General features: G+C 71.7%; 10 protein-coding genes and 1 pseudogene. 6 read left to right on the plus strand and 5 right to left on the minus strand.

Annotation, left to right across the window (positions count from 1 at the left end; all coding sequences use genetic code 11):
• Window positions 1-463, minus strand: a pseudogene (locus tag AB0H32_RS06820) (hypothetical protein); the annotation flags it as partial.
• Between the two features lie 466 nt (window positions 464-929).
• Here AB0H32_RS06820 and AB0H32_RS06825 point away from each other — a divergent pair.
• The 6 genes from AB0H32_RS06825 (at window position 930) to AB0H32_RS06850 (ending at window position 8,142) form a co-directional block, all read left to right on the plus strand.
• Complete coding sequence (locus AB0H32_RS06825) at window positions 930-2,966, plus strand: thioredoxin domain-containing protein (protein ID WP_361115370.1); 2,037 nt, start codon at window positions 930-932, stop codon at window positions 2,964-2,966.
• Window positions 2,967-3,181: 215 nt separating this feature from the next.
• Window positions 3,182-4,450, plus strand: a complete 1,269-nt coding sequence (locus AB0H32_RS06830) for a glycosyltransferase (RefSeq protein ID WP_361115373.1) — start codon at window positions 3,182-3,184, stop codon at window positions 4,448-4,450.
• Complete coding sequence (locus AB0H32_RS06835) at window positions 4,447-6,099, plus strand: phospholipid carrier-dependent glycosyltransferase (protein ID WP_361115376.1); 1,653 nt, start codon at window positions 4,447-4,449, stop codon at window positions 6,097-6,099. The genes AB0H32_RS06830 and AB0H32_RS06835 overlap by 4 nt, the downstream gene beginning before the upstream one ends.
• A gap of 182 nt (window positions 6,100-6,281) precedes the next feature.
• Entirely contained in the window at window positions 6,282-7,103 is an 822-nt protein-coding gene (locus AB0H32_RS06840) for a YceI family protein (protein ID WP_361115379.1), read from the plus strand.
• 168 nt (window positions 7,104-7,271) lie between these two features.
• The gene (locus AB0H32_RS06845; RefSeq protein WP_361115382.1) at window positions 7,272-7,619 is read left to right on the plus strand and encodes an STAS domain-containing protein; all 348 of its coding nucleotides are present in this window, start codon (window positions 7,272-7,274) and stop codon (window positions 7,617-7,619) included.
• Window positions 7,620-7,674: 55 nt separating this feature from the next.
• A complete protein-coding gene (locus AB0H32_RS06850; protein ID WP_361115385.1) occupies window positions 7,675-8,142 on the plus strand; it encodes a PPOX class F420-dependent oxidoreductase in 468 nt (155 codons plus the stop codon).
• On the opposite strand, the gene AB0H32_RS06855 is transcribed toward AB0H32_RS06850, so the two are convergent.
• The 4 genes from AB0H32_RS06855 to AB0H32_RS06870 form a co-directional block, all read right to left on the minus strand.
• Window positions 8,143-8,898, minus strand: a complete 756-nt coding sequence (locus AB0H32_RS06855) for a TetR/AcrR family transcriptional regulator (RefSeq protein WP_361115388.1) — start codon at window positions 8,896-8,898, stop codon at window positions 8,143-8,145.
• A 149-nt stretch (window positions 8,899-9,047) separates the two neighbouring features.
• The gene (locus tag AB0H32_RS06860; RefSeq protein ID WP_361115391.1) at window positions 9,048-10,433 is read right to left on the minus strand and encodes an MFS transporter; all 1,386 of its coding nucleotides are present in this window, start codon (window positions 10,431-10,433) and stop codon (window positions 9,048-9,050) included.
• An 84-nt stretch (window positions 10,434-10,517) separates the two neighbouring features.
• Window positions 10,518-12,758, minus strand: a complete 2,241-nt coding sequence (locus AB0H32_RS06865; RefSeq protein WP_361115394.1) for a glycosyltransferase family 39 protein — start codon at window positions 12,756-12,758, stop codon at window positions 10,518-10,520.
• Window positions 12,755-14,329, minus strand: a complete 1,575-nt coding sequence (locus AB0H32_RS06870) for a bifunctional glycosyltransferase family 2/GtrA family protein (RefSeq protein ID WP_361115397.1) — start codon at window positions 14,327-14,329, stop codon at window positions 12,755-12,757. The genes AB0H32_RS06865 and AB0H32_RS06870 overlap by 4 nt, the downstream gene beginning before the upstream one ends.
• Window positions 14,330-14,341 lie beyond the last annotated feature (12 nt).

Raw genomic sequence — 14,341 nt, forward strand, 5'->3', positions numbered from 1 at the left:
CGGAGAGGTCGGTGATCATGATTTCGTGGTACGTCGGCATCCCGGTCGCCCCCGCGCGGTGGTGGGCGGCGGGCAGGTGGGACCCGGCCACCTTCACCACGGTGGCGGCGGCGCCCACCACGCCCGCGGTGACGCCCGCGCCGAGGGCCGTGCCGGCTCCCGTGCCGAGGGACAGGTCGGCGACGGCGGCGCCGGCCGCGGCAACGGCGGCCACCAGCAAGGCGGTTCCGGCGCCCTGGCGCGCATAGCGCTGGCCGAAGGTGAGGCGGCCGGCCTCGGTGACGGCGAGCGCGCGCGTGTAGGCCTCGTACTCCTCGGCGGCCGGCTGTGCGATGGCGTCCAGTGCGCCGCGGGCCCGCGACAGCAGCAGCCGTCCGTCGGCCCGCCCGCCCAGGCGGCGCACCTCCTCCTCCACGGCCCGCGCCAGCAGCCGCTCGGCCTCCGCCCGATGGTCGTCCCGCATGTCACGTCCCCCTCCGGCGGCATCCATTGCTTATGAGTGTGCTTCGGGGGTGACGCGAAGGCGAGGGGTCGGCGATCACCGGGTGGTGCCGGGGGAGGGCGGGGTTCCGGGCGGAAGTGACCTGTGGGCTTGTCGACCGTTGTTCCGCTTGTGGAGCAAGTGGTCGACGAATGGGAGGCTTGTGCACGGCCATGTCGTGTCAGAGACGCACGGAACGATCCCGGTCGCGTCGTACGCCAGGACGTCCGACGATGGCCGGCGGCGCGACGGTCACGGCGTTCGGTACCAGTTACGGATCAACGAGCGGACCGCACGGCAGCGGGGCTGTCACATCGTCGCCGTCGCTCGCTGAGTCGTGCGCCCGGGCGTTAAGGGGCGGCAGACCTGGGACCACTCCAGGGTGCACCCCGTGTGGAAGACCGAGCCGTCGGGGGACTGACCGGTACTGGTGGGGCAGGATGGAGGTATGCCGAACCGACTGGCTCACGAGACGTCCCCGTACCTGCTCCAGCACGCCGACAACCCCGTCGACTGGTGGCCCTGGTCGGGTGAGGCGTTCGATGCAGCACGGACGGCGGGCAAGCCCGTTCTGCTGAGCGTCGGGTACTCCAGCTGCCACTGGTGTCATGTCATGGCCCACGAGTCCTTCGAGGACCAGGCCACCGCGGACTACCTCAACGAGCACTTCGTCAGCGTCAAGGTCGACCGTGAGGAACGCCCCGACGTCGACGCCGTCTACATGGAGGCCGTCCAGGCGGCCACCGGTCAGGGCGGCTGGCCCATGACCGTCTTCCTCACCCCGGACGCCGAGCCCTTCTACTTCGGGACGTACTTCCCGCCCGCCCCCCGGCACGGCATGCCCTCCTTCCGGCAGGTGCTGGAGGGCGTCCGGCAGGCCTGGGACGACCGGCGCGAGGAGGTCGCCGAGGTCGCCGGGAAGATCGTGCGCGACCTCGCCCAGCGGGAGATCAGCCACCACGGGGACGAGGCGCCCGGCGAGCAGGAACTCGCCCAGGCCCTGCTCGGGCTCACCCGGGAGTACGACCCGCAGCGCGGCGGGTTCGGCGGTGCGCCGAAGTTCCCGCCGTCCATGGTGCTGGAGTTCCTGCTGCGACACCACGCCCGCACCGGCGCCGAGGGCGCCCTGCAGATGGCCCGGGACACCTGTGAGCGCATGGCCCGGGGCGGGATCTACGACCAGCTCGGCGGCGGCTTCGCCCGCTACTCCGTCGACCGCGACTGGGTCGTGCCCCATTTCGAGAAGATGCTCTACGACAACGCCCTGCTGTGCCGGGTGTACGCGCACCTGTGGCGGGCCACCGGATCCGACCTCGCCCGCCGCGTCGCCCTGGAGACCGCCGACTTCCTGGTGCGGGAACTGCGCACCGGGGAAGGCGGGTTCGCCTCGGCCCTGGACGCCGACAGCGACGACGGGAGCGGGCGGCACGTCGAGGGCGCGTACTACGTGTGGACCCCCGAGCAGCTCCGCGCCGCCCTCGGCGACGAGGACGCCGACCTCGCCGCCCAGTACTTCGGGGTGACCGAGGAAGGCACCTTCGAGCACGGGCAGTCCGTCCTTCAGCTCCCGCAGAGCGAGGGTGTTTTCGAAGCCGGGAAGGTCGCTTTTGTCAAGGAGCGGCTGCTGGCGGAGCGGGCCGGGCGTCCGGCCCCCGGCCGGGACGACAAGGTCGTCGCCGCCTGGAACGGGCTCACGATCGCCGCGCTCGCGGAGACCGGCGCCTACTTCGGCCGCCCCGACCTCGTCGAGGCCGCTCTCGGCGCCGCCGACCTCCTCGTACGCGTGCATCTCGACGAGCACGCCCGGCTCGCCCGCACCAGCAAGGACGGCCGCGTGGGCCCCAACGCGGGCGTGCTGGAGGACTACGCCGACGTCGCCGAGGGCTTCCTGGCGCTGGCGTCCGTGACGGGGGAGGGGGTGTGGCTCGACTTCGCCGGGCTGCTCCTCGACCATGTGCTCGCCCGCTTCGCCGACCCGGACAGCGGCGCCCTGTACGACACCGCCTCCGACGCCGAGCAGCTCATCCGGCGCCCCCAGGACCCGACCGACAACGCCACCCCGTCCGGCTGGACCGCGGCGGCCGGCGCCCTGCTGGGCTACGCCGCCCACACCGGCTCCGAACCCCATCGCACCGCGGCGGAACGGGCGTTGGGTGTCGTCAGGACCCTCGGGCCGCGCGTTCCCCGGTTCATCGGCTGGGGGCTGGCCGTCGCGGAGGCTCTGCTCGACGGGCCCCGGGAGGTCGCCGTCGTCGGGCCGTCCCTCACCGAGGAGCGGACAACTGCCTTGCACCGCATCGCGCTTCTGGGCACCGCGCCGGGCGCGGTCGTTGCCGTGGGGACTGCGGACAGTGATGAGTTCCCGCTGCTCACGGGCCGTTCGCTCGTGGCCGGTGAACCATCGGCGTACATCTGCCGTAATTTCACATGTGAGGTGCCGACGACGGATCCGGAACGACTTCGCGCGGCACTGAACACCCGCTGACCTCGGGTGGTTCGCGGGGAGCGGAGCGCGCGAACTGTCCCGATGTGAGCAGGTGTCCGGATAGGTCCCGCTACCCGCACCCCCGTTCCGAAACACGCAATTTATCGGAAGAACTCCCGCGCTTCACGGGTCACACCTAGCCTCTCCACAGCGGCGCGACGGGTGTGACTCACCGTTGTGCGCACAGGGGGTAATGGGGATCTGGGGGGATCTTTTTGCTGACGTCTGTCTTCGTCGCTGCCGTTTCACTGGCTCTGTTCTGGATGGCCGCCTTCACTCTGTGGTGGCAGATGCACGCGTGGCGCACGCCCGAGGTGCTGGCCTCCACCCGGTTCAGCAGACCGGACGGGGACGAGCACGTCTCCTTCTCGCTGCTGCTGCCGGCCCGGCACGAGCAGGCCGTGCTCGACCACACCATCCAGCGGCTGCTGGAGTCCACGCACACCGACTTCGAGATCATCGTGATCGTCGGGCACGACGACCCCGAGACCACGGCGGTGGCCGAGCAGGCCGCCGCCCGCGACCCGCGGGTACGGGTGGTCGTCGACACCCACGAGAAGAAGAACAAGCCCAAGGCCATGAACACGGCGCTGCCGCACTGCCGCGGCGACGTCGTCGGGGTCTTCGACGCCGAGGACCAGGTCCACCCGGAGCTGCTCGCCCACGTCGACCACGCCTTCAGGACGACCGGAGCGGACGTCGTCCAGGGGGGCGTCCAGCTCATCAACTTCCACTCCAGCTGGTACAGCCTGCGCAACTGCCTGGAGTACTTCTTCTGGTTCCGCTCCCGGCTGCACCTGCACGCGCAGAAGGGGTTCATCCCGCTCGGCGGCAACACCGTCTTCGTGCGGACCGACGTCCTCAGGGAAGCGGACGGCTGGGACCCCAACTGCCTCGCCGAGGACTGCGACCTGGGCGTCAGGCTCTCCAGCGTCGGCAAGAAGGTCGTCGTCGCCTACGACTCCGACATGGTCACCCGTGAGGAGACCCCGGGCTCGCTGATGTCGCTGCTCAAGCAGCGCACCCGCTGGAACCAGGGCTTCCTGCAGGTGTACCGGAAGAAGGACTGGAAGCAACTGCCCGCCCTCAGGCAGCGGCTGCTCGCCCGGTACACGCTGATGACGCCGTTCCTGCAGGCCTTCTCCGGCGTGATCATCCCGCTCAACGCGGCCGTCGCGCTCTTCCTCGACGTGCCCGTCGCAGTCGCCTTCCTCACCTTCCTGCCGCTGGTCACGGCCGCTGTCACCTTCGTCTTCGAGGTGGTCGGACTGCATGACTTCGGCAAGCAGTACGGCCTCAGGGTCCGCCTCGTCCACTACGTGAAGCTCGTCGTGGGCGGCCCCTTCTACCAGGTCCTCCTCGCCGGTGCCGCGATCCGCGCAGTGTGGCGCGAACAGCGCGGCCGGAACGACTGGGAGTTGACCACTCATGTCGGCGCGCACCTCACCGCGGCCGAGCCCATCCGAGAGGACGTTCCTGCGTGACCTCCACTCTTCCCGCGGTGACCGCCGAGACGGTCCCCGCGCAGAGCCGGCCTGCGCCTGAGGGGCGTTCGACCGGCCGAACAAGTCCGCCGGAGCGGCTCCGCTCCTCGCGCTCCGACCTGCTGCTGTGCGGTCTTGTGCTGGTGGCGATCCTCGTCGTCCAGGGCTGGAACATCGCCGACTACCCGACCCTCAGCGACGACGAGGGCACCTACCTCGCCCAGGCCTGGGCCGTCCAGCAGGGCAGGGGCCTGGCCCACTACACCTACTGGTACGACCACCCGCCGCTCGGCTGGATCCAGATAGCCCTGCTCAGCTGGATACCCTCGGCGCTGAGCCCCGGCTCGATGACCGTCGGCTCCATGCGGGTCGTCATGCTCGTGATCAGCGCCGTCAGCGCGGTCCTGGTCTACGTCCTCGGACGGCGGCTGTCCCTGCCCCGCTGGGCCGCGGGGCTCGGCATGGCCTTGTTCGGGCTCTCCCCGCTCGCGGTCGTGCTCAGCCGTGAGATCTTCCTCGACAACATCGCCGTGCTGTGGCTGCTGCTGGCGTTCTGCCTGGCCGCCTCGCCCAGCCGCCATCTGTGGCATCACTTCGGCGCGGGCCTCGCGGCCGCCGCGGGCGTGCTCACCAAGGAGACGATGCTCGTCGTCCTGCCCGCCCTGTTCGTCACCATGTGGCGGCACAGCCACCGAGACACCCGCAAGTTCGCGCTCACCGGAGCCGTCACCGCCTGCGTGCTGATCGGCTTCTCCTACCCGCTCTTCGCCCTGCTCAAGGGCGAGCTGCTCCCGGGCGCCGGGCACGTCTCGCTGTGGGACGGCATCAAGTACCAGATGTCCAGGCCGGGTTCTGGCTTCATCCTGGACGCCTCCTCCGGCTCCCACGGCGTGCTGCACTCCTGGCTGTACTACGACCGGGTGCTGCCGCTGGGCGGCCTCGCCGGAGCCCTGCTGCTGATCGTCACCTGGCGCTGGTCGGTCACCGCCCGCGCGCTCGCCGGACCGGCCCTGACCGTGGCGATCCTGGCCGCCGTGGCCATGCGGCCGGGCGGCTATCTGCCCGCCATGTACATCATCGGCGCCCTGCCCTTCCTCGCCCTGGTCCTGGCGGGCGGCGCCGCCTCCGTCGCCCACGCGGTGCTGCGCCGGTGGCGCGCCGAGGGCGAGAAGCGGTACGTCACCGGCGGGCGGTACGTACTCGCCGCCGTCCTCGCCGTGGCCGCCGGCGCCTACGTCCTGCCGCACTGGTACGACGGCGACCGCACCGCCGTCACCGCCGACGCCAACAAGCCCTACCGGCAGGCCTCCACCTGGCTGAGCACGCGGGTCGAGAACCCGCAGCACACCCGGGTCCTCGTCGACGACGCCCTCTGGCTGGACCTCGTGCACGCCGGATACCGGCCCGGGCTCGGCGCCATCTGGTTCTACAAGGCCGACCTCGACCCGGCCGTCACCAAGACCATGCCGCACGGCTGGCGGGACCTCGACTACGTCGTCGCCTCACCGACCGTGCGCCGCGACGCCAAGGACCTGCCGAACGTCAGGGCCGCCATCCGGCACTCCGAGCCGGTCGCCACCTTCGGCACCGGGGACGACCGCATCGAGATCCGGCAGATCCGGACGGCAGCCGCGGGAGGCGCGCGATGAGCAGCCACGAGTACACCGCGCCCGTCCCGGGCCCGGACGCCGTCACCGCGAGTGAGCCGGAGGGGCGCGCCGGTGTCGAGGGGCCGAGCGCGCGGAGGCCCGAGGGGCCGAGCACGGTCGGGCCTTCCACACCGGCTGGAGCGCCCCGGAGGCGAACGAGCATCTGAATGGAGAGAAACGGGATGGGACTGACCGCGAAGATCCGTACCCGGGACGGATGGGCCGTGTCGCATGCGGTCGTCACGGTGACCGACACGACCGGCAGCCAGGTGCTGCGCGCCGAGACGGACCCCGAGGGGACCGTGCGGGACGCCACCGAGCTGGTACCGGGGGCGTACACGGTGATCGTGACGGCCGTCGGGTACGCGCCCGCCGCCTCCAGCGCGATCGTCACCGCCGGCGGACGGGCCGAGGTCGGCACGGTGACGCTGGCCCGGCAGGGCGGCACCGAGCTGCCGCCGCCCGGCTCCTGGACCATCGACCCGGTGCACTCCTCCGTCGCCGCCGTCGCCCAGCACCTGGGGATCTCCAGCGTGCACGGCCGGTTCTCGGAGTTCGCCGGGAGCATCGAGATCGCCCCGGACGACGTCACCGAGTCCCGCGTGGAGGCGGTGATCCGGGCCGCGTCGGTCGACACCGGCAACGCGATGCGCGACACGCACCTGCGGTCCGCGGACTTCCTGGACGTCGAGCGGCACCCGGAGATCGCCTTCCGCTCGACCGGCCTGACCCAGGCCGGACCGGACCGCTGGACGGTCCACGGCGAGCTGGCGATGCACGGGGTCGTCCGGCCGGTCGACCTGGACCTGGCCTACCTCGGCACCGGCTCCGACCCGTGGGGCGGCACCCGCGCCGCGTTCCGCGCCACCGCCGAACTGCACCGCGAGGACTTCGCGATGAACTACAACCAGGTCCTCCAGGCGGGCATCGCCGCCATCGGCACGACCCTGAGGGTCGAGCTGGACATCCAGGCGGTCCAGGGCGACTCCCTGCCCGCCGTCTGACATCCGCGGGCCGCCGGGCGGGCACCGTCCTGCTCCATTGCGGTGAAGTGGCGATCATCCGGCGCCGGCCCACCGGGCTGCTTCCACCGCCCGGTGGGCCATGGTCAAATGGGACCGTCGCAAGCGGAACCCGAGACCACCGTCCGCCCGCCAGGTGAAAGTGCCGCCGTGACCTTCCTCCCGTCCTCGTGCGCGGCCCGCGACCTGCCCGGCCGCAGCCTGCTCACGCTTCCGCCGGAGATCGACGTGTGCAGCGCACCCCTCCTGTACGCCCGCATCGTCTCGGTCGCCCACGCCCGCCGGCTGCGTCTGCTGGTGCTGGACCTGACCCGCACCGGGTTCATGGACTCCCAGGGCGCCCACCTGATCCACGACGTCCGACGGCTGCTGTGCCCGCACACCGAGGTCCGGGTGGCCGCCCGCCCTGAGGGCCTGCCGAGCCGCGTCCTGACCCTGACCGGAGTGCGCCGGGACGTCCCGGTGTACGACGACCCGGCCGAGGCCCTGACCGTCTGAGCCTGTGCCCGACAGGGTCAGGCTCAGAGAGCCGTCCTCGCCCTAGGCTGCGCCCATGGCACCGAACATCGCGACGAACACCCGTGTATCGCAGGCCGGCCTGCTGGACTTCGTACGCCCCCGCCACCGCGCCATCCTGCTCACCCGGCGGGCCGACGGCAGCCCCCAGGGCTCCCCGCTGACCTGCGGGGTCGACGACTGTGGCCGGATCGTGGTCTCCACCTACCCCGAGCGCGCCAAGACCCGCAACGCCAGGAGGGACCCGCGGGTCAGCCTGATCGTCCTGAGCGACGAGTGGAACGGCCCCTGGGTCCAGATCGACGGCACCGCCGAGGTCGTCGACAGCCCCGACTCCGTCGAGCCCCTGGTGGAGTACTACCGCAACATCGCCGGCGAGCACCCCGACTGGGACGAGTACCGCGAGGCGATGGTCAAGCAGGGCAAGTCCATCATCCGTGTGACACCCGAGCGGTGGGGACCGGTGGCGACCGGCGGCTTTCCGGCGCGGCCGGCCGCCGAGTAGTCAGCCCCGCTCGACCATCGCCTCGATCCCGGCGACCAGCAGGTCCAGGGCGAAGGTGAAGTCCCGGTCCATCATCTCGGCGACCGTGTCCCCGCCGCGGGCGTCCATGATCTCCTGGGACTCCTGGAGAACGTCCGCGGCCTCGGGGTCCTCCCGCGCCGACCTCATGGCCTGCTGGAAGTAGTCGTCCGGGGTCAGACCGGAGTCCGCGATCCGGGACATGAACTGGCCCTCCAGCGTGCCGTAGCCGTACACGAACTGGAACACGGCCGAGATCGCGCCCATCACCCGGTGCGTCGGCAGCCCGGCGCGCCGGATGACGCGCTGCACGCTGCGGGAGAAGGCGAGCGCGTTGGGGCCGATGTTCAGGTACCGGCCGGCCAGCGGCGACAGCCAGGGGTGGCGCACCAGCAGCGCCCGGTACTCGGTGGCCAGCGCCCGCAGCTGCTCCCGCCAGTCGCCCCCGTCCCCGGCCACGGGCAGCCGCAGCTCGCCGAAGGCCGCGTCCAGGGCGAGTTCGAGCAGGTCCTCCTTGGTGTCCACGTACCAGTACAAGGACATCGCGGTGACGTTCAGCTCGGCGGCCAGCCGCCGCATGGAGACCTTCGCCAGCCCCTCGGCATCCAGCAGCCGCACGCTCACGGCGGTGATCCGCTCCCGGTCGAGCCCCGAGGGCTGCGCACTGCGCCCGCCGCGCCGCGCCTCCCCCGCCAGCCACACACTGGCCCGCACCGACTGCGCATCGTCCTTCGCCATCGGCGCACCTTTCTCGAAAACCACGGCCACTTTTCAAAGATGCTAGACACCGAAGGGGCGCGGGACCGTGCTCGATGCGCGGCTCCGCCGCGTGGGCGCGATCAACCACGGACGACCCGCAGCCGCACACATACCCATCCCCCGGACTCCTAGGCGACACTCCGCTCAGCCCGTCGCAAAAGCCCCGCCGCGACAGCCCCGCCCACCAGCACGGCAACCGCCCCCACCAGCTGCCCCGCTCCGAGCCCGGCCGACAACGACTTCCCGGACGCCACCGAAGAGCTGAGCACGGCCCCCAGAACGGCAACCCCGAGCCCGTTGCCGAACTCGGCGAGCGTGCCGTTGATCCCCGCCCCGACCCCCGCCTTCTCCGGAGGAATCGCGCTCATGATGGCGTGCGCCATGGCCGGGTTGGCGACAGCGCATCCCGCCCCCATCAGCAACAGCCCGACCAGCGTCCCCGCGTAGCCACCGGAGGCGACCTCGGCGATGGAGACCAGCCCCGCCGCCATCAGCACCATCCCGAGCGCTATCGACACCGGCGTGCCCAGCCGCCGGACCCACCTCGCCGACAGCCCGGTGAAGTTGAGCAGCACGACCGACAGCGCCAGCGGAGCGGTCCGCAGCCCCGCCTCCAGCGGCCCGTACCCGAGCACGAACTGCAGGTGCTGGGTCAGCAGGAACAGCGCCCCGCCCATCCCGAAGGTGATGAGCACCGCACCCGCGACCGCTCCGGTGAACCTGCGGTCCCGGAAGAAGTGGAGATCGAGCATCGGCTCCTCGACCCGGCTCTCCCAGTACGCGAACAGCGCGAGCACCACGACCGCCACGGCCGCGGTACCGAGCACGCGCGGCGAGGTCCAGCCATGACCGGGGCCGGAGATGACCGCGAAGACCAGAGCGGCCATGCCGATGGTCGACAGCAGCGCACCCAGCAGGTCCGGGCGGTCGCCGCGCGGGCTCTTCGACTCGGGTACGAGGATCGCCACCGCGACCAGCCCGAGCGCCGCGACCGGGATGTTGACCAGGAAGATCGCGCCCCACCAGAAGTGGTTCAGCAGGAAGCCGCCGATGAGCGGGCCGACCGCGAAGCCCAGCGCGTTGACCGCGCTCCAGATGCCGATCGCCTTGGGCTGTTCCCCGGGCGCGAAGATCTGCATCGCCACGGCGAGCGTGGTGGTGATCAGCAGGGCCCCGCCGATCCCCATGCCCGCCCGGGCGGCTATCAACTGGCCGGTGGAGTGGGCGAGTCCGGCCACCAGGGAGCCGACGCCGAACAGCGCGAGCCCCGCGAGCAGCATCTTCCTGCGGCCGTAGCGGTCGGCGGCGCTGCCCGCGGTGAGCAGCAGGCCGGACTGCACCAGGGAGTAGGCGTTGATCATCCACTGGATGTCGGAGGTGGCCGCGTGCAGCTCGCGGGTGAGCGAGGGGATGGCCACGTTCAGGACGGTGTTGTCGAGCAGCACGGTGAGCTGGGCGAGACAGATGACGCCGAGGATCAGCCAGCGCTGGGGGTGGCCTTGGGAGGTGGACATGCTGTACACCGTATAGCGGCTGCTATACGGTGTACATCGACTTTCGGCCGGGCTACTCGGTCAGCCGGTCGGTCGCTTGCCCGGTCAGCTGCTCGCCTTCCGGGTGAGGTCGTAGAAGGTGGCCGAACCGACCGTCACCTTCTTGAAGTTGCTCTCGACCCACGACGAGATCCGGGACCCGGTGCCGCTGTTGCCACCACCGCCCCCGCCCCCGCCGAAGCCACCGCCGGCGATGAAGTAGTGGATCTTTCCTTCCGCCACGTACTTCTTGAACTGGGCCAGGGTCGGGGACGGGTCGGTGCCGTTGAAGCCGCCGATCGCCATGACCGGATCACCGGTGGCCAGCTGGTAGCTCGCGGCGTTCTGGGAGCCGACGGACGCGGCGACCCAGGTGTACTTCCCCGCGTCCTTCTCCAGCAGCTGCTTCGCCGCGGAGCTGACGTTCGCGCCGTTCAGCAGGCCGCCGGCACCTCCGCCGCCCATACGGCCGCCTTCGCCCATACGGCCGCCTCCGGGGAAGCCGTTGCCGTTCTGCTGCCCCTGGCCCTGCCCCTGGCTGTTGCCGTTCTGCCCCGGCATGCCGCCCCCGGGCAAGCCCCCGCCCGGGAAGCCCTGGCCCTGGCCGCCCGGCAGGGTCCCGTTGCCGTTCTGCCGGCCCTGGCCTTGACCCTGGCCCGGCATTCCGCCGCCGAAACCGCCGCGCGTTCCGCCGCCCTGGCCGCCACCCGGACGGCCGCCGCCGAAGCCCATCATGCTCGCGCCCGCCGGGCCGGCCGTCGGGATGGAGCCGGTGTGCGCGGAGTTCACCGTGCTGAGGGTGTACGCCGTCGGACCGGCCAGCGCCGCCAGCAGGCCCACCGCCGCCGCGCCGAGGGCGAGCTGCCGCGAGAGGCGGCCGGCGAAGACCAGGCCGAACGCGGCCGCGAGCCCGCCGACCAGGACCAGCCACTTCAGCCAGGGCAGATAGCCGGAGGTGCGGTTGAGCAGGACGTAGCCCCAGGCGGCCGCGGCCACCACGGCGGCGGCCAGCACGATCGACGCCCAGGTCTCCTTGCGCTTCTCCCACAGCAGCCCGGCGCCCATGCCGGTGACGGCCGCGAGATAGGGGGCGAGGGCCACCGTGTAGTACTGGTGGAAGATGCCCGCCATGTAGCTGAAGACGACCATCGTGATCAGCAGCGAGCCGCCCCACACCAGGAACGAGGCGCGCGTGACGGACGTACGCCGTGCCTTCCGGGTCGCCCACAGGCCCGCGGCCAGCAGGATCAGCGCGGCCGGGAGCAGCCAGGAGATCTGGCTGCCGATCTCGTCGCTGAACATCCGCTCCCAGCCGGTGGCGCCCCAGCGGCCGGTGCCGCCCGCGCCGCCACCGCCACCGCCACCGCCGCCGCCCACGCTGCCGGTCTCGTCGCCGTTGATCCGGCCGAGGCCGTTGTAGCCGAAGGTCAGCTCGAGGAAGCTGTTGTTCTGCGAACCCCCGATGTAGGGGCGGGAGGAGGCCGGCCACAGTTCGACGATCGCGACCCACCAGCCGCCGGCCACGACGAGCGCGACGGTCGCCAGGCCCAGCTGCGCCAGCCGCCTCCGCAGCCTCACCGGACCGCACACCGCGTAGACGACGGCCAGCGGCGGCAGGATCAGGAACGCCTGCAGCGTCTTGGCGAGAAACGCGAAGCCGATCGCGACCCCCGCCCACACCAGCCACCTCGTCCGCCCGTCCTCGACGGCCCGTACGACGAAATAGCAGGCCAGCGCCATCAGCAGGGCCAGCAGCGCGTCCGGGTTGTTGAACCGGAACATCAGCGCGGCGACGGGGGTGAGCGCGAGCACCGCGCCCGCGACCAGACCGGCAGCGGGGCTGAACCGGCGCCGTACCCCCGCGTACACGACCGCCACCGTGCCCACGCCCATGAGGACCTCGGGGGTGAGGATCGCCCAGGAGTTCAGGCCGAAGATCCTGACCGACAGCTCCATCGGCCACATGAAGGCCGAGGGCTTGTCCACGGTGATGGCGTTGCCGCCGTCCAGCGAACCGAAGAAGAACGCCTTCCAGGACGTGCTGCCCGCCTGGACGGCCGCCGAGTAGAAGGAGTTGGCGTAGCCGGAGGCGCTGAGGTTGTACAGGTAGGTGACGAGAGTGACGGCGAGCAGGCCGAGGAAGGCCGGGCGCGCCCAGCGCGGGTCCTCGGGGCGGCCGCGCCACACTCTGCGGGCGAAGGGCCGCCCGGGCCCGGCGGGCTCCGGGGCCCGCGGGGGTGCCGTGGGCGGCGGGCCCCAGGCGGCGGGGTCGTCCTGCTGGGCCGGCCGGTCGTAATGGGTGGTCATCGGGGCTCCCCCGGGTCGGTGTCGTGAGGGCGCACCGGCTGCAGCCGCATGGTGGCGTCCCTCCAGTTGCCGTCCGCGGCCTCACCGGCGCGGACCTGGGTGGTCTGGTACGGCTGCTCGTACTCCTGCTCGTACTCCTGCTCGTACTCCTGCCGGTACTCCTGCTCGTACTCCTGCTCGTACTCCTGCCGGTGCTCCTGCCGGTACTGGTGCTGGTGCTCCTGCCCGTACGGCATCGGGCGCTGCGGGAGCGGTCCGTACGGAGCCGTCGTGCGGTGGGCGGGCGCGGCGGGGTGGTGCGCCGCGACCACCGCCGAGTCCCGGCCGGGCTCCTGGCGGTCCGGGAACACCCAGGCGCGGAAGAGCAGGAAGCGCAGGACGGTCGCCGCGAGGTTGGCGGCGATGAGGACGGCCAGCTCGGTGGAGTGCGCCGGGTTGCCGGTGGCCGCGTTCAGGGCGGCCAGGGAGCCACTGGTCAGGGCGAGTCCGATGCCGAAGACGACCAGGCCCTGCGCCTGGTGCCGCACGGCGCCGCCCCGGCCGCGCACCCCGAAGGTCAGCCGGCGGTTGGCTGCCGTGTTGGCGACCGCCGAGACGAGCAGGGCGAGCGCGTTGGCGACCTGCGCGCCGGAGAGCTGCCGGAAGGCGCTGTAGAGGAGCAGGTAGAAGAGGGTGGACAGGCCGCCTACCACGCAGAACCCGACGAGCTGGCGGGCGAGCCCCTTGGGCACGTCCTGGATCTCGCGGTCGCGCGGGTCGTCGCCGAAGGGCCGGGTGAGCCGGTCCAGCGGCAGTGAACCGGTGGCCAGGGCCTTGCCGATGCGCCACACGCCCCTGAGGTCGTCGGTCGCGGTCCTCACGATGTGCACGGTGGAGTCCGGGTCGTCGACCCAGTCGACCGGCACCTCGTGGATCCTGAGCCCCGCCCGTTCGGCCAGCACCAGCATCTCGGTGTCGAAGAACCAGCCGGTGTCCTCCACCAGCGGCAGCAGCACCTGGGCGACATCACGGCGTATCGCCTTGAAGCCGCACTGCGCGTCCGAGAAGCGGGCCTGCAGCGAGCCGCGCAGGATCAGGTTGTAGGCCCGGCTGACGAACTCCCGCTTGGGGCCGCGTACGACCCGGGACGCGCGGGCGAGCCGGGAGCCGATCGCCAGGTCCGAGTGGCCCGAGATCAGCGGCGCCACCAGCGGCAGCAGGGCGTTGAGGTCGGTGGACAGATCGACGTCCATGTAGGCGAGGATCGGCGCCGCGGACGCGGACCACACGGTCCTGAGGGCGCGCCCGCGGCCCTTCTGGTCCAGCCGGAAGGCGGCGACCTCGGGGATCTCCGCCTCCAGCCGCGCCGCCACCAGCGGGGTGGCGTCCGTCGACGCGTTGTCCGCGATCGTGATGCGGAAGGGGTACGGGAAGGTGCGCGCGAGGTGCTCGTGCAGTCTGAGCACGCACGGCTGGAGGTCCTTCTCCTCGTTGTAGACGGGGATCACTACGTCCAGGACAGGCGTACCGGCGTCTGTGGCCGGGAGGTGCTCCCGCGCCGGCAGGGTGCCGGGAGAAGAGTCGGTTCGCATGAACCGACTCTC

The organism is Streptomyces sp. NPDC020362 (genome assembly GCF_040642095.1).
Lineage (GTDB): Bacteria > Actinomycetota > Actinomycetes > Streptomycetales > Streptomycetaceae > Streptomyces.